The sequence below is a fragment of the Streptomyces sp. EDA2-14 genome (assembly GCF_054963755.1).
The window spans coordinates 118702-139924 of record NZ_JBUEGE010000018.1 but is presented as its reverse complement, the minus strand read 5'-3'; the positions used below and the strand labels follow the sequence as shown (position 1 = coordinate 139924).

At 73.1% G+C, this 21223-nt stretch carries 14 protein-coding genes and 1 riboswitch; of the genes, 3 read left to right on the top strand and 11 right to left on the bottom strand.

Annotated features, from left to right (window positions below; all coding sequences use genetic code 11):
• Nucleotides 1–7: 7 nt before the first annotated feature.
• Complete coding sequence (locus ACY34M_RS32535) at nucleotides 8–1969, top strand: M13 family metallopeptidase (RefSeq protein WP_462721884.1); 1962 nt, start codon at nucleotides 8–10, stop codon at nucleotides 1967–1969.
• A gap of 93 nt (nucleotides 1970–2062) precedes the next feature.
• On the opposite strand, the gene ACY34M_RS32530 is transcribed toward ACY34M_RS32535, so the two are convergent.
• The 7 genes from ACY34M_RS32530 to rho form a co-directional block, all read right to left on the bottom strand.
• A complete protein-coding gene (locus ACY34M_RS32530) occupies nucleotides 2063–2785 on the bottom strand; it encodes a dienelactone hydrolase family protein (RefSeq protein WP_462721885.1) in 723 nt (240 codons plus the stop codon).
• A gap of 58 nt (nucleotides 2786–2843) precedes the next feature.
• Complete coding sequence (locus ACY34M_RS32525) at nucleotides 2844–4151, bottom strand: hypothetical protein (protein ID WP_462721886.1); 1308 nt, start codon at nucleotides 4149–4151, stop codon at nucleotides 2844–2846.
• A 333-nt stretch (nucleotides 4152–4484) separates the two neighbouring features.
• Entirely contained in the window at nucleotides 4485–6515 is a 2031-nt protein-coding gene (locus ACY34M_RS32520; protein ID WP_462721887.1) for a GTP-binding protein, read from the bottom strand.
• A gap of 183 nt (nucleotides 6516–6698) precedes the next feature.
• A complete protein-coding gene (nicT, locus tag ACY34M_RS32515) occupies nucleotides 6699–7814 on the bottom strand; it encodes a Nickel transporter NicT (protein ID WP_462721888.1) in 1116 nt (371 codons plus the stop codon).
• Nucleotides 7815–7845: 31 nt separating this feature from the next.
• Nucleotides 7846–8061: riboswitch (cobalamin riboswitch) on the bottom strand.
• 3 nt (nucleotides 8062–8064) lie between these two features.
• Nucleotides 8065–8568: an inorganic diphosphatase gene (locus ACY34M_RS32510; RefSeq protein WP_462721889.1), complete on the bottom strand. Its 504-nt coding sequence runs from the start codon at nucleotides 8566–8568 to the stop codon at nucleotides 8065–8067.
• Between the two features lie 65 nt (nucleotides 8569–8633).
• Entirely contained in the window at nucleotides 8634–9122 is a 489-nt protein-coding gene (locus tag ACY34M_RS32505) for a GNAT family N-acetyltransferase (protein ID WP_462721890.1), read from the bottom strand.
• 30 nt (nucleotides 9123–9152) lie between these two features.
• Nucleotides 9153–10316 carry a transcription termination factor Rho gene (gene rho / locus ACY34M_RS32500; protein ID WP_462722011.1) on the bottom strand — a complete coding sequence of 388 codons (1164 nt, stop codon included), beginning with the start codon at nucleotides 10314–10316 and terminating at the stop codon, nucleotides 9153–9155.
• A 362-nt stretch (nucleotides 10317–10678) separates the two neighbouring features.
• Between rho and ACY34M_RS32495 the strand changes: the two genes are divergently transcribed.
• Nucleotides 10679–11389 carry a class I SAM-dependent methyltransferase gene (locus tag ACY34M_RS32495; protein WP_462721891.1) on the top strand — a complete coding sequence of 237 codons (711 nt, stop codon included), beginning with the start codon at nucleotides 10679–10681 and terminating at the stop codon, nucleotides 11387–11389.
• A gap of 28 nt (nucleotides 11390–11417) precedes the next feature.
• Here the strand turns inward: ACY34M_RS32495 and ccrA are convergent, their stop codons facing one another.
• Genes ccrA through ACY34M_RS32475 form a run of 4 tightly spaced genes read right to left on the bottom strand, consistent with a single transcriptional unit; the run spans nucleotide 11418 to nucleotide 19567 of the window.
• Entirely contained in the window at nucleotides 11418–12704 is a 1287-nt protein-coding gene (gene ccrA, locus ACY34M_RS32490; protein WP_462721892.1) for a crotonyl-CoA carboxylase/reductase, read from the bottom strand.
• Nucleotides 12705–12751: 47 nt separating this feature from the next.
• Entirely contained in the window at nucleotides 12752–13777 is a 1026-nt protein-coding gene (locus ACY34M_RS32485) for an alpha/beta hydrolase (protein ID WP_462721893.1), read from the bottom strand.
• 31 nt (nucleotides 13778–13808) lie between these two features.
• Nucleotides 13809–17834 (bottom strand): beta-ketoacyl synthase N-terminal-like domain-containing protein, encoded by a 4026-nt coding sequence (locus ACY34M_RS32480; RefSeq protein ID WP_462721894.1) that lies wholly within the window; start codon nucleotides 17832–17834, stop codon nucleotides 13809–13811.
• Nucleotides 17831–19567, bottom strand: coding sequence for a fatty acyl-AMP ligase (locus ACY34M_RS32475; protein ID WP_462721895.1), 1737 nt, complete (start codon nucleotides 19565–19567; stop codon nucleotides 17831–17833). Before ACY34M_RS32475 ends, ACY34M_RS32480 begins: the two co-directional genes overlap by 4 nt.
• A gap of 225 nt (nucleotides 19568–19792) precedes the next feature.
• Between ACY34M_RS32475 and ACY34M_RS32470 the strand changes: the two genes are divergently transcribed.
• A complete protein-coding gene (locus ACY34M_RS32470) occupies nucleotides 19793–21202 on the top strand; it encodes an MFS transporter (protein WP_462721896.1) in 1410 nt (469 codons plus the stop codon).
• Nucleotides 21203–21223 lie beyond the last annotated feature (21 nt).

Below are 21223 nucleotides of genomic sequence, written 5' to 3'. Positions count from 1 at the left end.
TGCAGCGATGAGCACTCTGGATGACGCGCGCCCGGGCATGGACCCGGCGATCCGACCGCAGGACGACCTCTTCGGGCATGTCAACGGCCAGTGGCTGGCGACCGAGCCCATCCCCGACGACCGCTCCAGCTGGGGCCCCTTCGTGGAGCTCGTGGACGTGGCCGAGCAGCGGGTCAAGGAGATCATTCAAGAGATCGCGGACGGCGGCCCCACGAGCCTGGACCCGGACGAGGCGCGCAAGATCGCCGACCTGTACGCGTCGTTCATGGACGAGTCGGCCGCCGAGGCCCGCGGGCTCGACCCGGTGCGACCGCTGATCGAGGAGGTGGCGGACCTCGCCGATGTGCGGCAGCTCGCCGGCTTCCTCGGCCGCTTCGAGCGCAAGGGCGGCTCCGGTCTGTTCGGCGCCTACATCGACACCGACGACCGGAACTCCGACCGCTACCTCTTCAACATCCTCCAGGGCGGCATCGGCCTGCCCGACGAGTCGTACTACCGCGAAGAGAAGTTCGCCGAGATCCGCGAGAAGTACGAGGCGTACCTGACCGAGCTGTTCACGCTCGGCGAGCACGCCGACCCGGCCGGCGCCGCGCGCACCGTCCTCGCCCTGGAGACCAGGCTCGCCGAGGGCCACTGGGAGCGCGCCGAGACCCGCGACGTTCAGAAGACGTACAACCTCACCACCCTCGACGAACTCGCCGCGCTCGCCCCGGCGTTCGACTGGCGGGGCTACGTCACCGGGCTCGGCGGCAAGGACGAGACCCTCGCCGAGTCGTGCGTGCGCCAGCCCTCCTACCTCACCCACCTCTCCGCGGTCCTCACCGAGGTGCCGATCGAGCAGTGGCGCGACTGGCTGCTCGCCCGCGTGCTGCGCTCCGCCGCCCCGTTCCTGTCGGAACCGTTCGTGCGCGTCAACTTCGAGTTCTACGGACGCACCCTGAACGGCACGCCGGAGATGCGGGCCCGCTGGAAGCGCGGTGTCGCCTTCGTCGAGGGCGCCATCGGCGAGGCCGTCGGCAAGGAGTACGTGGCCCGGCACTTCCCGCCGCGCTCCAAGGCGCTCATGGACGAACTGGTCGCCAACCTCCTCGAGGCCTACCGCCAGTCCATCTCCCGCCTCGACTGGATGACGGACGAGACGAAGGAGCGGGCGTACGAGAAGCTCGCCACGTTCCGGCCGAAGATCGGCTACCCGGACGAGTTCCGCGACTACTCGGGGCTCGCCGTCGTCCCCGACGACCTGCTCGCCAACGCGTACGCCGCCGACGCCTTCGAGCACGACCGGCAGATGGCGAAGATCGGCGCGCCGGTCGACCGCGACGAGTGGTTCATGCTGCCGCAGACCGTGAACGCCTACTACAACCCGGGCACCAACGAGATCTGCTTCCCGGCCGGCATCCTGCAGAAGCCCTTCTTCTCGCCGGACGCCGACGCCGCCGAGAACTACGGTGGCATCGGAGCCGTCATCGGCCACGAGATCGGTCACGGCTTCGACGACCAGGGCGCCCAGTACGACGGCCAGGGCAACCTCAATGACTGGTGGACCGCCGACGACAAGGCCGCGTTCGAGGCGAAGTCCAAGGCGCTCGTCAAGCAGTACGACGGGTTCTCGCCGCGCAACCTGCCGGGTGAGTTCGTCAACGGGTCGCTGACGGTCGGCGAGAACATCGGCGACCTCGGCGGCCTCACCATCGGGCACACCGCGTACAAGATCGCGCTCGGTGACGCGCCCGTGCCGGTCGAGGGTGAACTCACCGGTACGCAGCGGCTGTTCATGAACTGGGCGTACTGCTGGCGCACCAAGCGGCGCAAGGAGCAGGAGCAGCAGTACCTCACGATCGATCCGCACTCGCCGCCGGAGTTCCGGGCGAACATCGTGCGGAACCTGGACGAGTTCCATGAGGCGTTCGCCACGGTGGTGGGGGACGGGTTGTGGGTCGAGCCGGGTGAGCGGGTGCGCATCTGGTGACGTGATCCCCGGGTGGGCCGGACGGTTGACGCCGTCCGGTCCTACGCCTCGGGGCTCCGCCCCGGACCCCGCTGCTCAATCGCCGCAGGGGCTTTAAGCGGTGATGTTGGATTTCAGGAAGTCCAGGGTTGCGGTCCAGGCGTTGCGGGACGCCTCCGCGTTGTAGACCTCCGGGCGGCCGTCGTTGAAGAAGGCGTGGTCTGCCGGGTACATGCGGAAGTCGGCCGTCACGCCCGACTGAGACCTGATCGCCTCGCGGAGTCCGTCGAGTGTGGCCTGCGGGATCGCCTCGTCCCGCTCCCCGTAGTGGCCGAGGATCTGCGCCTTGAGGCGGGAGAAGTCCGGGATCTCGCCCTGGATCACGCCGTAGAACGGGACGGCCGCGCTCACCCGCCGGTCCTCGGCGGCCAGGTACAGGACGAAGCCGCCGCCCATGCAGAAGCCGACCGCGCCGACCGTGCCGGAGGTGACCTGAGGGAGGGCGAGCAGGCAGTCGACCGCGCCGGAGAGCAGTTCCACACCGCGCTCCACCGGCAGCTCCCGCATCATGCGGAACGCCTCTTCCGAGTCGTGCGCCACGTTCCCGCCGTACAGGTCGGGCGCGAGCGCCACGAAGCCCTCGGCGGCGAGCCGGTCGGCGACGTCGGCGATGTGGTCGGTCAGTCCCCACCACTCCTGGATGACGAGGACGCCGGGTCCGCTGCCCGCGGGTGGCAGCGCCAGATAGCCGTGGGCCGTGGTGCCGTTGCTGTCGAACGTGACGTTCTGGTGGGCCGGGCGGCCCGTGGACTTCGGGGTGTGGGGGGTCTGTGCCATGGCCCCACGATGCCACCGCGGGTCGCCCCGCGGCGGCATCGGTGACACCGGACCGGTATCAGTCCTTCTTCTGGGCCGACTGGATCGCCGTGATGCAGGAAGCGATCGCCGACTGCAGCTCCTCCAGGCGCTGCAGCATGTCGTCCTCGACGATGTCGTCGATCTCCTCGACGTCGTCGAACGTCAGCTCCTCGAAGGCCTTCGTCGCCTTCTGGAGGCTGCTGTAGAACTTCGCCCGGCGCTCCTGTACCCGCAGCTCGGGGTCCTTGTCGACGGTCTCGGCGACGAGCGTGCGCACGGTGTCGTACGCCTCGCGGGCCCACTCGCCCGCCTCCTCGTCCTCGTCCAGCTCGTCGATGAGGGACAGGTGCCGCTCGGCCTCCTCGCGCAGCTCGGGGGAGGCCTCGATCTTCTGGCCCGCGGGGGTCTTGACCTGCCCCTCCTCCGCGATCCTGCGCACGTACTCCAGCTGGCCGCCGGTCTTGGTCTCCTCGGCGACGGCCTTCTTCAGGTCGTCCGTGCGCACGATGTCGCGCGCCATGCCCGTGCGCAGCACCGGGTCCTCGTCGAGGCGGTCCATCAGCGCCTTGCGGGCGGCCTCGGCGGTGCCGGGGTCGGCGAGGATCGCGGCCCGCAGCGCCGTCGGGTTCTCCGCGACCTCCAGCGCCTTCGTCGGGCGGATGCCCTCGGACTCGGCGGCCGCGGTGATCGCCTGGCCACGCACCGAGGTCGCGCTGTTGCGGGACACGTAGTACGACAACCAGACGTCGGCGTCCGGGAGTTCCACGTCGGCGCCGGGGGTGAGGGCCTCGAACTGGGGGACCAGGCCGTCGTCCGCCGCGCTGTCCCACGCCTTGTAGAAGCGCATGACACGGTCGGCGGAGCAGCCCGCCAGCTCGGCGAACTTCCGTGCCGAGACCTTGGACGACTCCCCGGCGGCCTGCCCGCCGGGCCGCACGCTGCGGGCCACCTTGAGGGCGAAGGCCCAGCCGCCGGTGCGGGCGTAGACGCCGAACTCGTGGGCGTCGCGGGTGATGGCCTCGGGCACGTCGCCGGGGGCGGGGTCGTCGTCCTCGTCCCCGGCGTCCGCGGCCGCGTCGTCGGCGAAGGAGTCCGGCACCGGCGGCGTCCAGAACTCTTCGGACGAGTCCTCGGCGGCCGGGGCCGGCACGGGGGCGGTGGCGTCCTGGGTCTCGGTGGTCGGCGGGGTCCACATGTTCGCGGTGTCCCCGGGCTCGGCCGTCTCCTCGGTCGCGGGCGCGGTGGCGCTGCCGTCCGGGGCGGCGGCCGGCGCGGGCACGGGCTCCGCGGTGGCGTCGTCTCCGGACGGGAAGGCTGCGTCGGACGAGTCGATGGCTACGGACACGTAGGCACTCCTGAGTGATCGGGCGCGTCTGGGTTGACGAGCCACTTTATCGCTCCGATTGGACCGTTTTGCGCGCGAGTTGTCTCAGCGGCGCGGCGCAGCCGGAAGCGGCGTGGGGCGGCGGCCCGGACGGGCCCGCCGCACGCGGCTCCCCCTTCCGCGAACGGCGGGCCCGGGCCCGGCCTCGACCATGCTCCACGGCGGGAGAGCGTGAGCACGGGAGGCGCCACACAGAGCGTCTCAGCGCGCGTCCCGGCGGGGGACGGGCCGAGGGTCCCTGTCCGGGGGCCGAACGGCCTGGTTTCACGCCACTCCCACGCGGGTACCCCGCCCTCACCCCTGACGAGCCCCTTGCGGAGCCGCCGCGGCCGTGCCCGCTCTGCGTACCACGCGCAGCAGGTACTCCTTGCGGTGCAGCGGGTCGTGGTCCGTGCGGGAGCGGCGCGGCGCGTCCTCGCGCACCGGGGCGTAGTGGTCGAAGACGGCGTCCAGGACCCCTTCGCCCCGCGTGAGGGACGGCAGTTGTCGCTCCAGGTCGCGCACCCTTGCCGCGGGGATCAGCCCGTCGACCGTCGTCCACGCCCCGCCGTCCGTGCGCTGCCCCGTCGGTACGGCCCGCAGCCGGGTGAGCGCGGGCAGCACCGTCCCGTACAGATCGGCCGGGATGTCCAGGCTGAAGCGGTGCGTCGGCGCGCACACCGCCGTGCCCGCGCGCGTGAGTGCGCTCATCAGGACCAGTGGTGTCAGCCCGCGGAAGTCGCCCGCCGTGGACGACATCGACTTGTCGAAGACGGCGTGCGCGTGGCTCTGTCGCGGCGCGTACCCGGAGCGCGTCAGCGTCACCGAGCAGTCGGTGACCTGCCAGCCGAGCAGCCCCTGGCGCAGCGTCGTGTGCACGGTCTCCTCTACGGCCTTGATGAACGCCGTTGGGAGCGAGCCGAGTTCGATGCCGAGGCGGAACGCGACGCCCGAGCCGACCGGCGCCGGATCCACCCGCAGGCCGACGGTCGCCAGGAACGGATTGCCCTCGCCCTTCATGGCCTCGACCGCTTCCCCGGAGCCCGTCGGCCGCTCGACGCACAGCGGCGTCGACTCCCGGAACGTCACGGCGAGCCCGGACTCCTCGGCGAGCGTGGCCTGCACGACCTCCTTCTGCACCTCGCCGTAGAGCGACAGGAAGATCTCCTGGCGGACGTCGTCCTGCCGCAGGCCGATCAGCGGGTCCTGCTCGGCGAGCCGGGTGAGCGCGGCGAGCAGGGCGCCGCGCTCACCCGGCCGTTCGGGATCGATCACCGTCTCCAGGGTCGGCGGCGCGAAGTGGTGCTCCTTGACGGGGACTTGGGGATCGCCGAGGTCGTCCCCGACCCGTACGCCCCCGAGTCCCCACAGCCGCGCCACCTGTCCGGGACCCGCTTCCGTGCGTGGTGTGTCCGCGCCGTCGGTGAAGACCCGGATCCCTGTGACCCGGTCCTCACCGCCGCCGGGCAGCGCGAGCCGTTCGCGCACGCGCAGCGTCCCGGTGAACACCCGCGCGTACGCGATCTTCTCGCCGGCCGGTCCGCGCTCGACCTTGAACACGCGTGCAGAGAGAGGGAGTTGGCAATTCTCCTCGGCGGGCGGCAGCAGGTGCGTGATGCCGTCCACGAGGGCGTCGACACCCGCGCCCGTCATCGCCGAGCCGAAGTACACGGGATGTGTCTCGCCGCGCGCCGTCCGCTCGGCGAGAGCGTCGCGCAGCCACCCGTGGGTGACCGACTCCTCGTCCTTGACGTACGCCTCCAGGAGCGCGTCGTCGCGGGCGGAGAGCACATCGACCAGACGGGCGCGGTGGGCCGCGTCCCCGGCCTCGTACGGGACACACCATGCCTCGCGGCCGCCGAGGCCGTGCGCCACCGTGTTCATCGGGACCATGCCGGGCGCGAGCTTGCCGCGCAGGTCGGTGAGGAGCGAGGCCTCGCGGGCGCCCGCACGGTCCACCTTGTTCACGAACACCACGGTGGGGATGCGCAGTCGGCGCAGCGTCCGCATCAGGACGCGGGTCTGCGCCTGCACGCCCTCCACGGCCGACACGACGAGCACCGCCCCGTCGAGCACGCCGAGCACGCGCTCGACCTCCGCGATGAAGTCCGGGTGGCCCGGTGTGTCCACGAGGTTGACGGTGGTGTCGCCGACCGGGAACGAGACCACGGCCGACTTGATGGTGATGCCGCGCCGCCGCTCCAGGTCGAGGGAGTCGGTGCGGGTGCTCCCGTCGTCGACCCGGCCGAGTTCGTCGATCACCCCGGCCGAGTGCAGGAGCCGCTCGGTCAGGCTGGTCTTACCGGCGTCGACATGCGCGAGAATGCCCAGATTCAGCAGTGTCACTGGCAGTCATGTCCTTGAAGGAAGGGAATGCCACGGCGGGGTTCGCGGTGGCCCTCGGAAGGAACAGGACTGCAGTGCGCATGGATCGGTCCTCACACTCGGGGCGCGCGGCCGGCTGCCGCGTCGGGATCAGTGCAGCAGTCGGCCGCGCACCCCGGCAAACGATTTATCCCGGTGTCGGTGCTACGCGCCGTCGGCGACCCGCGCCGACCACCGCTGCTCGACCCGCGCCAGGCGCCAGTAGGCGATGGCCGCCGCCCACACGACCACGAACAGGCCCACGATCACGTACCCGACGTTGTCGAGGTCGAGACCGGCGATCCAGCCGGTGACCGCGTCGCGCAGGTCGAGCTTGTCGTGCAGCACACCGACGAGCTCGATCGTGCCGATGAAGAACGCGACCGCGATCGACAGGCCGGTGATGGTGAGGTTGTAGAACACCTTGCGCACCGGGTTGGAGAACGCCCACTGGTACGCGAAGTTCATGAACGTGCCGTCGAGGGTGTCGAACAGGCTCATGCCCGCGGCGAACAGCAGCGGCAGGCACAGGATCGCGTACCACGGCAGGCCCGCCGCGGCGCCGCTGCCCGCCATCACCATCAGGGTCACCTCGGTCGCGGTGTCGAAGCCGAGCCCGAAGAGGAAGCCGAGCGGGAACATCTGCCCGGGCCGGGTGATGGACTTGGTGAAGCGGCCGAGGATCCGGTTCATGAACCCGCGGGAATCCAGGTGCTCTTCGAGCTTCCGCTCGTCGTACGAGCCCGCGCGCATCGCCCTGAAGACCTTCAGGATGCCCATCAGGGCCACCAGATTCAGCGCCGCGATGAGGTACAGGAACGTACCCGACACGGTCGTGCCGACGACGCCGAGCACCTGGTGGGTGGGCGAGTCGTCGCTCGTCAGTGTGGTGGCGAGCGCGGTACCGCCCGCGACCAGCGCCGCGAGCACGACCACCACGCTGGAGTGGCCGAGCGCGAACCAGAAGCCCACCGACACGGGCCGCTTGCCGTCGGCCATCAGCTTGCGGGTGGTGTTGTCGATGGCCGCGATGTGGTCGGCGTCGAAGGCGTGCCGCATGCCAAGTGTGTACGCCGTGATGCCGAGGCCGATACCGAAGGCCTTGTTGTCGACTTCGTAGTGCTCGGGGACGACGAGCAGGAACAGCACGCCGAACGCGACGACGTGCAGCGCGGCGATCACCGCGATCAGACCGGCCGTGCGCAGCGTGTCCTCGCGGCGCCAGCGGAAGGCAGGGGAGGGGGAAACAGGGGAGTTCGGGGAGTTCCCGGGCAGGGTCATGCGTCGATCACGCTCCAGCACCTCGTGGATCACTTCGTGAGATGCCGCGGCCGGTCTCCTGGCTTACGGGCGTGCCCGCCGCTCCGGCCTTCCCAGCGGCCGACGGCCGCCAGTGGCGTACAGGATGGAACGACGCGCTTCGGACGACTCTGTCCGAAACCCGATCACAGTGGCGAGGGCCGCTCCGGACTGGACCCCTGAAGGGTCGTCACCGGTCTTCCCGAGCACCACGGCCCGACCACACTACTACCTACCGTGAAGCGCGCTCGCGCGCCCGCCCGATCTCCTCGTACGCCTTGTCCCGGCCCTCCCAGTGCGAGCCGTCGACCGACTTGCCCGGCTCCAGATCCTTGTAGACCTCGAAGAAATGGGTGATCTCCAGGCGGTCGAACTCGGGGATGTCCTCTATGTCGCGCGTCGCGTCGCGTCGCGGATCGTGCGCGGGGACGCACAGGATCTTCTCGTCCGGACCCTTCTCGTCGCTCATCACGAACATGCCGATCGCCCGGCACTCGATGGCGCAGCCGGGGAACGTGGCGTCGCCGGTCAGGACGAGCGCGTCCAGCGGGTCGCCGTCGCCGCCGAGCGTGCCGTCGATGTAGCCGTAGTCCGCCGGGTACTGCGTCGATGTGAACAGCATCCGGTCGAGCCGGATCCGGCCGATTTCGTGATCCATCTCGTACTTGTTCCGCGAGCCCTGCGGGATCTCCACGATCACGTCGAACGCCTCGGTGCGCGCGTCACTGCTGCCCAATGTGGCCTCCTTGCCGCATTCCGACGCCCACGAGTGTGCGCCGTGCGGGGCGAGGGCGGAACCCCTCAGGCGGCCGGGGGGATGGGGAATTCGAGTTCGGGCCGGTCCCAGGCGACGGCCGGCGGGCGGGCGAGCACGGTGCCGGTGCGCAGCGCGCCGAGCCCCCGGTAGAAGCCCTCGGCCGGTGGGTGCGCGACGACGCGGACGTGATCGAGGCCCGCGGCTCGCGCCCGGGCCCGCATGTGCGTGACGAGCAGCCGCCCGATGCCCCGGCCCTGCGCCTCGTTCGCGACGAACATCAGGTCGAGCTCCGGCGGCTCCGTGAGCAGCGCGTAGAAGCCGAGCACGAGGTCGTCGGCCGGATCCACCGCCGCGTAGACGTGATGCGCCTCTATGTAGTCGGGGCCCACCCGGTAGCCCGCGACCATGGAGGCGTAGTGGCCCTCGTAGGCCTTGGAGCCGCGCACGAGGCGGGTGAGGCGCCGGGCGTCCCGTGCGGTGGCCCGCCGGACGGTGAGGGGTGCCCCTCCGCGGTGCGTAATGCTCGCGTTCATACATCGAGTATTACGCATCCGGGGGCGCAGTCAGGCGGCGGGCACGGTGGACCGGGCCTGGCGCAGGAACGTGGCGTTGTCCGGGGTCTGGCGCAGCTTGTCGAGCAGGGCCTCGTACGACGCGGCCGGATCGCGGCTCTGCAGGGCGCGCCGCAGTCCGCCCACCACCGCCGACTCGGCGGCGGGGAGCAGGAGTTCCTCGCGGCGGGTGCCGGAGGGCGTGAGGTCGACGGCCGGGTGGACGCGGCGCTGGGCGAGGGTGCGGTCGAGGCGCAGCTCCATGTTGCCGGTGCTCTTCAGCTCTTCGAAGTAGAAGTCGTCGGCGCGGGAGCCGGTGTCGACGAGGGCGGTGGCGAGGATCGTCAGCGATCCGGCCTCCTCGGCGTCGCGGGCCGCGCCGAAGAAGCGCTTCGGGCCGTACAGGGCGGCCGCGTCCACACCGCCCGACAGGGTGCGGCCGCCCGACGACGCGGCGTTGTTGTAGGCCCGGCACAGCCGGGTGAGGGAGTCGAGGAGCAGCACCACGTCGCGGCCCTGCTCGGTGAGGCGCTTGGCGCGCTCCACCGCGAGTTCGGCGAGCGCGATGTGCTCCTTCGCCGGGCGGTCGAACGTCGAGGCGTACACCTCGCCGCGCACGGAGCGGCGCATGTCGGTGACCTCCTCGGGGCGCTCGTCGACGAGCACCACCATCAGATGGGCCTCCGGGTGGTTCGCGGCGAACGCGGCGGCGAGCTGCTGAAGCAGCACCGTCTTGCCGGTCTTCGGCGGGGCGACGAGCAGTCCGCGCTGCCCCTTGCCAACCGGTGTGAACAGGTCGACGACCCGGCCCGCGAGCCCCGCGGCCGGGTGTTCCAGCCGGAAGCGCTCGCTGGGGTGGAGCGGGGTGAGATCGGCGAAGCGCGGACGGCCGCGGCTCGCGTCCGCGGGGGCGCCGCCGACGGTCTCGACGTGCGCGAGGCTGTGCGGCCTGCCGCACACGCCCTCGACGAAGTCGCCCTTGCGCAGGCCGAGTCGGCGGATGAGCTGGGCGGGGACCTGGACGTCGTGAGGCGTGGGGATCAGGTCGGCCGCCCGCAGGAAACCGGGCCCGTTCCCGCCGATGTCGAGGACGCCGGCGGCGCGGACGGGTGCTTGTTCTTGGGGTGCGGCATCGCGGGAAGCGGTGTCGCGGGGTGTGTCGGTGGTCGTGCTCATGGCTGCGGTGGTCATGGCGATCACGGGTCCTTTCGCGGACTGGCCGCGGGTACGTGAGGCGTGCGAAGGCAGGGAAGGGGTGGGTTCCGGCGGAAGGGCAGGGGCGTCGGAGCGCGCCCCGCGGCCGGGGAGAGCCTGGCGGCACGGCAGCGGGTGAAGAGCCCGCCAGAAGCCGCTGACCAGGGATGACGTGCGCTGTGCGGCGACGGGAGACCGTCGAACCAGAAGCGCTGAGTAGAGAGATTCGGTACCGGCGCCTCGAAACGGGCGAGCACATGTACCGCTTCGACAGTACCACCATGTCCCCGCCGCCCGGCAAGCCCCGCCGTCCGCGCCGGGCCGCCGCCCTATGCTGAGCGGCCATGTTCACCGATCAGGGACCCACCCTCCGCGAGCTGGCCGTGCAGGCGCTGTCCTCGGTCGAGCGCGGCTACGACCTGCTGGCGCCGAAGTTCGACCACACCCCGTTCCGCACCCCGGACGTCGTGCTCGACGCGGTGGGCCGCGCGCTCGCCGGGCTCGGTCCGTACGACACCGGGCTCGACCTGTGCTGCGGGACCGGGGCGGGGCTGCGGGTGCTGCGCGCGGCGGGGACCGGGCGGGCCGTGGGCGTCGACTTCAGCGGCGGGATGCTGGACGTGGCGCGGCGCGCCGAACCGACCGCCGACTGCGTGCGCGGCGACGCCCTCGCGCTTCCCTTCGGCGAGGTCTTCGACCTGGTGGTGAGCTTCGGCGCGTTCGGGCACTTCCTGCCCCGCGCGTGGCCGCGACTGTTCTCCGAGGTGTGCCACGTGCTGCGCCCGGGAGGCACGTTCGCGTTCCCGCTGCCCGCGCCGGCGGCTCCCGGCTCGTGGGGCTACTGGGCGATGCTCGGCTTCGACGGCGTGATGCGGGTGCGCAACGCGGTGTGGCGGCCGCCGTTCGTCATGTACTACCGCCCGTTCCGACTCGGCGACGTACGCCGGGAGTTGGACCGCGCCGGATTCGACGTCGCGCCGCACGCGCTGCCCGAACTGGGCGAGCGGCCCGACGGCAGCCCACGGTGCAGGCTGGTCGTGGCCACTCGCCGCTGATCACACGCGGCCCCTGCCGCGGGGAGGCTCAGGCCGCGTGCGGGGTCTGCGCGCCGAGCCCGGTACGGGGTGCGAGCGCCAGGACGCCCACCTTGCCCGTGTGCAGGCCGCGCTGGACGAGGCGGGCGGCCTCTCCGGTCTCCTCCAGCGGGTACGTCGTCGTAAGTGCCGGGCGCAGCAGTCCGCGCTCCAACAGGCGGTGTGTGGCGGCCTGTTCCTCCAGATTCGCCCCGTGGCTGCCGATGACCCGCTTGAGCCGCATCCACAGGTAGCGGTTGTCGAACTCGTGCTGGTAGCCGCTGGTCGATCCGCACGTCACCACGGTGCCGCCGCGCCGCACCACGTACACCGAGACACCGAACGTCGCCCGGCCCACGTGCTCGAACACGATGTGCGGGTCCTCGCCGACGGCCGCCCTGATCAGCTTGCCGAGGCGGCGCCCCGGCACGGACGGGTCGTCGGGCACCCGGCCGTCGAGACCGATCTCGTGCCGGTTCACCACGACGTGACAGCCGAACTCCCGTGCGCGCTCGGCCTTTTCCTCGCTGCCGACGACGCCGACGGCGATCCCGCCCCCGGCCCGTACCAGCTGCGCCGCGTACGCGCCGAGGCCGCCCGCCGCGCCCCAGATCAGCACCACGTCGCCCTGCTTCATCCGGGCGCCCCGGTCGCTCACCAGCATCCGGTAGGCCGTCCCCGCGCACAGCGGGTTCGCGGCGGCCTCCTCCCACGTCAAGTGCACCGGTTTTGGCAGGAGTTGGCTGGCGCGGGCGACGCAGTAGTGCGCGAGGCCGCCGAAGTTCGTCTCGAAGCCCCAGGCCAGCTGTCCCGCGCCGAGCATGCCGTCGGCGTGCGTCGCCGGTTCCTCGTCGTCGACGTACGCGGGGGAGACCACCACGCGGTCGCCGACGCGCCAGCGGCGCACCCCGGCGCCCGCCCGCACCACGACCCCCGCCGCGTCCGAGCCGACGACGTGCTGGGGGACGTCGTGCCGGGCCGCCCAGCCGCCCTCGCGGCCGAACCGGTTGAGGAAGGCGAAGGTCGGCACCGGTTCGAACATCGCCGACCACACGGTGTTGTAGTTGATGCCGCTCGCGAGGACCGCCACGAGCACCTCGTCCGGGGCGAGTTCGGGCATCGGCACCCGCCCGACGTGGATCGACTTGCGGACGTCCTTGTCGTCGACGCCGTTGAACGTGTCGACGTCGTCGGCCCGCAGATGCGCCGCCGGGTAGTCGGCGGGCACGGGGAGCGCGGACAGCTCGTCGGGGGTGGCTCCCGCCACGACGGCGGCCGCGAGTGGATCGTGTTCCATGGCGTTCCTTCCTGGACGGTGAGAGAGCGCAAGGGGAGGGGAAGGCGTCAGCTCGGGGGCAGTCCGAGGCCGTCGGCCAGGGTCGGCCACGACGCCTTGAACTCCCGCTGCCAGTACGGCCAGGCGTGCGAGCCGCCCCCGTAGAGATGGGTCCGGGCGGGCACGCCGAGCGAGTCGAGCCGCGCGGTGAACTTCTTCGCCTGTCTCCACAACGTGCCTTCGAGGACGGCGCCTTCGAGGTTCCCGAAGTCGTCGCTGGGGATGCCGCTGCCCTGCGCGACGTACAGGCGTGTGCCCTTGAGGCGCTCGGCGAGGGCGTACGGGTTGTGCGCGTTCCAGTTCGCGCGGTGCAGGACGGGGCTGCCCCACAGGGTGCTGGGCAGCTTGAGTTCGCGGGCCACGATCGCGTTCACGACGGTGACCATGCCGAGCGCCGTCGTGTCGAGGATCCCGCTGTACGAGGCGGCGGCGGAGAACGTGCCGGGGCGGCGCGTCGCGAACGCCAGCGCGCCGTAGCCGCCCGTGGACACCCCGGCGACGGCCCGCCGCGGCCCCGCGTGGAATGCCCCGCGCAGCAGCTGCATCACCTCGTCGACCTGGAACGTCTCGTAGTCGGGCGCCCCGCGGCCGAGGTTCCACCAGTCCGTGGGGATGCCGGTGGGCCCCGACGACGGCATGACGGTGATGACGTCCTTGTCGGCGAGGAAGTCCTTCACGTCGGTCTCGCGCGTCCACGACGTGTAGTCGTCGTGCGCGCCCTGGAGGAGGTAGAGGACCGGCCGCTCGCGCTCGGGCGCGCTCGCGTACGAGGCCGGCAGCAGGACGCGTACGGGCACGTCGGCGCCCACGGCGGGGGAGCGGACCGTCAGGTCGACGGTCCGCTCGTCGAGCCACTTCTGGCCGACGATCCGGGCGCCGTCCTCGGCGACGGCCGGGGCGATCACGGGCTCGCCGCCCTGCGCGGTGGCCGCCCCGAGCGCGCCGCCGGTGGCCAGGAGGGCGACGGTGGCGGCGAGCGCGGTCAGGCGGCCGCGGGTACGGCGGCGTCTGTGGTGGTTGCGGAGGGTGGGCATCGTGGGGCTCCAAGTGGCCGGGCGAAGCACGTCAGTCGGTGGTGTCCAGGGCGTTCGTGATGCCGTCGGCCAGCGCGTCCACGACGGGTGGGTCGAGCAGCTCCAGATGGTGGCCGGGCAGCGGCACGACCGTCAGATCGGTGCAGAGGGTGTCCCAGCCGAGGGCGTCGTCCGTGCGCTCGTAGCGCGCGTCGCGGACCGTGTGCGGGGCCGGCCGCGTCGCCCGGAAGAGCAGGGTGCGGCCCGCGTACGCGCCCGGTGCGTGGCGCTCGCCGCTGCGCAGGTCCAGGTACGAGGCCCGTTGATGGGCGAGGACGGAGGCGGGCAGGTCGACGGCCTGTTCCAGGAGCTTGAGGACGAGGTCGATCTGCGCGGCGTCCTCCAGCGCGCCCAACTCCTCGTAGGGCAGCCGGAAGTCGACCCCGTACGTGGTGGTGATGTACGTCGCGAAGTCCGCGAAGCGGCGCTGGGCCTCGGCTGCCGGGCCGCGCGCGGGCGGCGCCGGGAGCGGGAGGATCGAGTCGACGAGGACGAGCGCCGAGACCTCGCCGTGGTCGCACAGTAGACGGGCCGCTTCCTGGGCCACCACCCCGCCGTACGACCAGCCGCCGACGATCCACGGGCCGCGCGGGTGCGCCTCACGGATCCGGCGGGCGAACGCGGCGGCCCGGCCCGGCACGTCGTCCGGGGACTCGATGCGGTCGAAGCCGAACACGGGGCGCTGCCCGTCCAGGCGCGCGGCCAGCCGCCCGTACACGTCGGAGTCGCCGCCCGCGGCGTGCGCGAGGAACAGCGGGGCGTGCGGTCCGCCCCCGGAGAAGGTGCGCAGGCGGCCTGGCGTACCGAAGGAGGGGCGCTCGGCGGGGTCGACGAGAGCGGCGGCGGGTGCGGTGGTGGGCGCCTCGTCGAGCAGCGCCGCCACTCGCCGCAGGGTGCCCTGTCGCAGCAGCACACCGGGTTCGGGAGCCGCCCCGAACTCCCGCTCCACCGCCGAGCGGATCCGGACCGCCGTGAGCGAGTCCAGGCCGAGCTCGGTGAGCGGCACGTCAGGGTCGAGCCGGTCGGCACTGAACCCCATGACACCCGCGACGAGGGCGCGCAGCCGGTCCAGCGGCGTGACCGGGGCCGCGACGGACTCCTCGGGCGCGAGGGGCCGCGGTGTCTCGCCCGCCCAGAACCGGCGGTGGTGCCAGCGCGGCGAGGGGACGTCCGCGATCCGGCCGCCCCGGTTCAGGAATTCGCGCGCGGACGGCACCGCACAGCCGTGCGTCAGCAGCTCGGCGAGCGAGGAGCGGAACGTGAGCGCGTCGTCGGTGCCCCGGCGCAGCGTCGGCAGGATCAGCGGGGCGTCGCCGACGACGGACTCCAGGGTCCGGGTCAGCGGATGCAACTGTGTGGGATGCGGCGCGACCTCGACGAACTCCCGGTGTCCGTCCTCGGCCGCCGCGCGCACAGCCTGCGCGAACCGCACCGGGCGGCGCAGGTTCGCCAGCCAGTAGGCGGTGTCGTACGGGTCGTCGGCGCGCGGATCGTCCAGGACGGTCGAATAGCGGCGGCACTCGGGCCGCCCGTGCGGGATCGCGCCCAGCTCCCAGGCGAACTCGTCGAGGAGCGGGTCGACGTCGGGGGAGTGCCCGGCCCCGGTGACCGGCAGGCGGCGGGCGAAGCCGCCGTGCGCCGTGATCCGGGCGACGAGCGCGTCGACGTCGGACGCGGAGCCGGTGACCACGCACTGCGCGGGCGAGGCGTGCACGGCGACGTTCAGGGTGCTCAGGTCGCGGGCGTGCTCCGCGACCTCCGGGGCCGGGATGTCCACCGTCGCCATCGCCCCACCGCGCAGGGTCGACAGCAGGCGGGAGCGGACGGCGACGATCCGCGCCCCGGTCGCCGGGTCGAGCGCGCCCGCCGCGACGGCCGCGGCGATCTCGCCCAGCGAGTGGCCGACGACGGCCGCGGGCTCCACCCCGTAGGAGCGCCACAGTTCGGCGAGCGCGACCTGGAGCCCGTACAGGACGGGCATCACCACGGCCGGTGACGACAGGTCGGCGTCGGGGGAGACCGCCGCGCGCAGGTCGATGCCCGCGTGTGCGCGCAGGGCCGGTGCGATGCGGTCGAGGCTCGCGGCGAACACCGGTTCCGTGTCGAGGAGTTCGCGCGCCATGCCGTGCCACTGCGAGCCGTAGCCGGAGAAGACCCACACGGGGTCCTTGGCGGGCCGGGCGCGGGCGGCCGTGACGAGGTGGGTGTCCGGGGTGCCCGTGGCGAGGCGGCGCAGTGCGGTCGCGGTCGTCGGCAGGTCGCGGGTGACGACCGCGGCGCGGAAGCGGCCGCGTCCGGTGCGGCCCGACAGGGTGCGGGCCAGGTCGGGGAGGTGCACGGAGTGGCTCGCGGGTGAGTCCAGCCATTCGGCCAACTCGCGCGCTTCGGCTCGCAGTCGGGCGTCCGTGGGGGCGTCGAGCAGGGTGATGGCCGGCTGGCCCGGCGGCCGGTCGGTGTCCGGCGCATGGCGCGGGTACTGGGCGAGCGCGACGTGCGCGTTCGTGCCACCGAAGCCGAACGCGGAGACGCCCGCCGTCGCCGTACCCGAATAGCGTGGCCAGGGCTCCGCGGCGGCCACGACCCGCAGGCCGAGCCCGTCGAGGTGGTCGGGCGGGCCCGTGAAGTGGAGCTGGGGCGGCAGCTCGTCGTGGTGCAGCGCGAGGACCGTCTTGATGAGCCCCGCGATGCCCGCGGCCGCCTCCAGATGGCCCAGGTTCGTCTTCACCGAGCCCAGGAGCAGCGGCTGTTCGGGGGAGCGGTCCCGCCCGAGGACCGCGGAGAGCGCGCCCGCCTCGATCGGATCGCCGAGCGGGGTGCCGGTCCCGTGTGCTTCCACATAGTCGACCAACTGGCCTGTCGATCCGTGTACTTGCGCGAGCAGGGCGCGCTGCGCCGACGCGTTCGGGGCGGTGAGTCCGTTGGAGCGGCCGTCGGAGTTCACACCGGAGGCGGTCAGCAGGGCGAGGATCCGGTCGCCCGCCTGCTCGGCGTCCGCGAGGCGCTTCAGGACGACGACCCCGCAGCCCTCGCCGCGCACCATCCCGTCGGCCGCCGCGTCGAACGCCTTGCACCGGCCGTCGCCCGCGAGCGCGCCCGCCCGCTGGAAGCCCAGCGTCACGGCGGGCGAAAGGAGCACGTTGACGCCCGCCGCCAGCGCCGTGTCGCACGTGCCGTCCCACAGCGCGCGCACCGCGTGGTCGACCGCCACCAGCGACGACGAGCAGGCCGTGTCCACCGCCACGCTCGGACCGCGCAGATCGAGCGCGTACGACAGGCGGCCCGCGGCCACGCTCAGCGAGCCACCGGGAGCCGTCCACGCGGTCACCGCGTCCGGGTGCGCGGTGGTGAGATGGGCGTACTCCGTGCCGCTGATGCCGACGAAGACGCCGGTGCGCGTCCCGGCGAGCGACGGTGCGGGCAGTGCGGCGTGGTCGAGGGCCTCCCGCGTCACTTCGAGGAGCAGCCGCTGCTGCGGGTCGAGTGCGACGGCCTCGTCCTCCGCGATGCCGAAGAACTCCGCGTCGAAGTCGGCGAGTCCGGGGAGGAAGGCGCCGTGCCGGGACAGGTCGGCGGGCAGCTCGGCGCCGGGCGGCACGAACCGCTCCCAACGGCCCTCCGGCACGGTGCCCACGGCGTCCCGCCCCTCGGTGAGCAACTGCCAGTACGCGGCCGGGGAGTCGGCGCCGCCGGGGAAGCGGCAGCCGACACCGACGACGGCGACGGGCTCACCGGCCGCCCCGCCCCGCGGGCGCCGCGCGCCGTCCGGCGCGGCCGACGGCGCCGCAGCACCCGTCAGCGCCGCCACCAGCTCCCCCGCGGTGGGCGTGTCCCACAGCTGTGTCGCCGGGAGCCGCCGCCCGACCGCCTCGCCCAGCAGACCGGTGAGCGCGACGGCGTCCCGCGAGGTCAGGCCCAGTTCGGCGAGCGGCCGGTCGTCGGTCACTTCGTCGGCCGCCACCCCGTACCAGGCGGCAAGACGCCCGACGAGCACCTCGCGCACCCGCTGCTCGGCGCTCACCGTGCGGCCCCCGCGCCCAGCGTCCCCGTCAGGAACCGGTCCCGGCACGCGGCCCGCGCCACCTTCCCGCTCGACGTGCGCGGCACCGTGCCCGCGCTCACCAGCATCAGGTCGGCCAGGCGCAGCCCGTGCCGCGCGGTGACCGCCCTGCGCGCCGCGAGACACGCCGCCTGTGTCATGTCGTCGTCGGGCTCGGTGCCCCGCCGCACCTCGGCGACCACGACGAGGCCGCCGCCCGGCAGCTGGAACGCGGCGAGCCGGTCCCTGCGCAGCAGCGTGGCGAGCGCGGGCGCGGACTGCACCGTCTCCTCGACGTCCTGCGGATAGTGGTTGCGGCCGTCCACGACGATCAGGTCCTTGAGCCGCCCGGTCACCAGCAGTCCGCCGTCGTGCAGCGCCCCCAGGTCCCCGGTGCGCAGCCAGCCGTCGTGGAAGGTCTCGGCCGTCCGCTCCTGCTGCTTCCAGTACCCCGCCCCGACGTTCGGCCCGCGCACCTCGATCTCGCCGACCCGCCCCGCGCCGAGCACGGCCCGCGTGTCCGGGTCCGCGATCCGCACCTCCTGGCCGACCGGCTGTCCGCAGTCGACGAGCCGCGCGTCCCCGCCCGGGCGCGCCGTCACGACGCCCCGCGCAAGCTCGCCCGCGTCGCACTCCACGGTGCGCGGCGGCGCGTCGCCCCGGTCGGCGGTGACGAACACGGTGGCCTCGGCGAGCCCGTACGCCGGGCACAGCGCCTCGGCCGGCAGACCGGCGTCCGCGAACGTCCCGGCGAACCGCTCCAGCGTGGCGGGCCGCACCGGCTCGCTCCCGTTCAGCAGCGTCGCCACCCGGTCGAGCCGGATCCCGGAGACGTCCTCGACGCGTGCCACGCAGTAGTCGTATGCGAAGTTGGGCGCGGCGCTGATCGTCCCCGGAAAGCCGCCGAGCAGGCGCAGCCAGCGCTCCGGACGCTCCAGGAAGGCCTGCGGGGTGAGCAGCACGGACGGGTAGCCGGCGTAGACGGGCGCCGCGACGCTCAGCACGAGGCCCATGTCGTGGAAGAGCGGCAGCCAGCCCACCGCGGTGCTCAGGCCCGGCGCGGCGCCGACCGCGGTGACGGCCTGCCGGGCGTTGGCGACGACGTTCGCGTGCGTCACCATCACCCCGGCCGGGCTGCGCGTCGACCCCGACGTGTACTGGAGGTACGCCACGTCGTCCGGCGCGGGCCGTGGCAGCGGCCGCCCGGTCGGCGCCACGTCCAGGGCGTCGACGGCGAGCACCGGAAGACGCTCGCCGCGCGCCCGGGTGAACGACTCGACGTCCTCCCGCGACGCCGAGTCCGTGAGCACGCACGCCGGTTCGCAGTCGCTCAGCACGGACGCCAACCGGCCCGCGTGGCCCGGCAGATCGGGCCAGAACAGCGGGACCGCGATCACCCGCGCGTACAGGCAGCCGAGGAAGGCCGCCGCGTAGTCGAGGCCCTGCGGCAGCAGCAGCGCCGCCCGGTCGCCGGGCGCCGCGGTGCGCGCGAGCCGTTCGGCGACCGCGCGGGCCCGCGCGTCGAGCGCCCGCCAGCCGAGCGTGCGGTGCAGCCCGGGCGAGTCCGGATCCGGGAAGTCGACCTGCGTGAAGGCCCGTTGGTGCGCGTGCTCCGTGGCCCAGTGCCGCAGCCGGTCGGTCAGCAGCGGCGCGCTGTCGGGCGACGTCCCGTACGGCTTGTCGTCCGGTGTCTCGTGAGGTGTCTCGTGCGACATGACGGCTCCAAGGGGGTGGCGGATGCCCCAGGTTCCGCCGGGGTGCGAGGGCGGAGAAAGACGAGCCGCTGACAGTTGGTCCGATCCGAACTGTCAAACCGGTGACAACACGCGGCGGCGGATTCGGTGTCCCGCAGAGCAGTGGGCGCACCGCTCCCACACCCAGAATCCGCAGGGAGAGGCGCCAAAGAGGCGCCACTTGAGCCGAGGAGAAGGAGGTCCTGGATGCGTCGGGGAAGGCTGACGGCCCTGCTGGTGCTGCTGTCCCTGTCGGGCTTCCTGACCACGCTCGACAACACCGTCATCAACGTCGCCCTGCCCACGGTGCAGGACGAACTCGGCCTGGACGTCGCCGATCTGGAGTGGGTCGCCACCAGCTACGTGCTGTCCTTCGGGGCGCTGCTGCTCGCGGGCGGGCGCCTCACCGACCTCGTGGGGCGGCGGCCCGTGCTCGCCGTCGGACTGGCCGTGTTCACGGTCTCGTCCGGCGCGGCCGCCCTCGCCGACTCCGGCACCACGCTCGTCGCGGCGCGCGCCGTGCAGGGGACGGGCGCCGCGCTCGTCATCCCGGCCTCGCTCGCCGTCGTCGCGGCCGACCTGCCGGCCCGGCGCCGCGCCACCGCCGTCGGCCTGTGGACCGCGTCGCTCGCCGTCGCGCTCGCGCTCGGACCCGTCATCGGCGGCTTCGTCACCGAACACTGGGGCTGGAGCTGGGTGTTCCTGCTCAACGTGCCGTTCGGGGCCCTCGCCCTGCTGCTCGTCCCGGCCGTGCCGGGCGCGGAGCGGGAACGGTCGGGCGGGCTCGCGGGGCTGCTCGACCTGCCGGGCGTCGTCCTGTCCGCGCTGGCCCTGTTCCTCCTCACGTACGCGCTCGTGACGGGCGGCGAACACACCTTCAGCACGCCGCCCGTGCCGCTGTTCCTGTGCCTTTCGGGCGCGGCGGGGCTCGCCTTCCTCGTCGTCGAGGCACGCACGTTCCTGCCGCTGGTGGATCTGCGGATGCTGCGCGACCGGTTCCTCGTCGGCGGCGTCGCCGCGCAGGTGCTGTGGGGCATCGGCGTCAACGGCGTGTTCTTCTTCACCGCGCTCTACCTCCAGCACGTCCTCGGGTTCTCGCCGGTGAAGGCGGGACTCGCGTTCCTGCCGCTGGCCGGGGCGCTGCTCCTGTGCACGCCGCTGGCCGAGCGCGCGGCCCGACTGCTCGGCGCCCACCGCTCCATCGCGGCCGGACTCGCGCTGGTCGCGGTGGGCCTGCTGTGGGTCTCGGGCACCGGGCTGCACGCCTCGTACGCCGATCTGCAGCCGGGACTCGTCCTCATCGGTGTCGGCTCGTCGCTGACCACCCCGCTGACCGTAAGGTCGGTGGCGGGCGTGCGCGCGACGCGGACCGGGATGGCCTCGGGCCTGGTCAGCGCGGCCCGCGAGATCAGCGGGGTGTTCGGCGTCGTCCTGATCGGTGTCGTCCTCACCCGCACCGAACGCGACGCGCTGCGCGACGGGGTCGACCCCCGCACCGCCTTCCTCGACGGCTACGACACGGGGCTGCAACTGGCCGCCGGATGTGTCCTGCTGGGGGCGGTCGTCACGCTGGTCGCGCTGCGCCGGCCGGGGCGGCACCGGGGGCGGCCGGGGTGACGCGTCTGTGCGGTGGGCGGC

Excerpts from the sequence above, each read along its gene's own strand:
- ACY34M_RS32485 (WP_462721893.1), bottom strand. The coding sequence starts at position 13,777 with ATGCCCACCCTCCGCAACCACCACAGACGCCGCCGTACCCGCGGCCGC.
- ACY34M_RS32470 (WP_462721896.1), top strand. The coding sequence starts at position 19,793 with ATGCGTCGGGGAAGGCTGACGGCCCTGCTGGTGCTGCTGTCCCTGTCG.
- ACY34M_RS32530 (WP_462721885.1), bottom strand. The coding sequence starts at position 2,785 with ATGGCACAGACCCCCCACACCCCGAAGTCCACGGGCCGCCCGGCCCAC.
- ACY34M_RS32475 (WP_462721895.1), bottom strand. The coding sequence starts at position 19,567 with ATGTCGCACGAGACACCTCACGAGACACCGGACGACAAGCCGTACGGG.
- nicT (WP_462721888.1), bottom strand. The coding sequence starts at position 7,814 with ATGACCCTGCCCGGGAACTCCCCGAACTCCCCTGTTTCCCCCTCCCCT.
- ccrA (WP_462721892.1), bottom strand. The coding sequence starts at position 12,704 with ATGGAACACGATCCACTCGCGGCCGCCGTCGTGGCGGGAGCCACCCCC.
- ACY34M_RS32505 (WP_462721890.1), bottom strand. The coding sequence starts at position 9,122 with ATGAACGCGAGCATTACGCACCGCGGAGGGGCACCCCTCACCGTCCGG.
- rho (WP_462722011.1), bottom strand. The coding sequence starts at position 10,316 with ATGAGCACGACCACCGACACACCCCGCGACACCGCTTCCCGCGATGCC.
- ACY34M_RS32535 (WP_462721884.1), top strand. The coding sequence starts at position 8 with ATGAGCACTCTGGATGACGCGCGCCCGGGCATGGACCCGGCGATCCGA.
- ACY34M_RS32495 (WP_462721891.1), top strand. The coding sequence starts at position 10,679 with ATGTTCACCGATCAGGGACCCACCCTCCGCGAGCTGGCCGTGCAGGCG.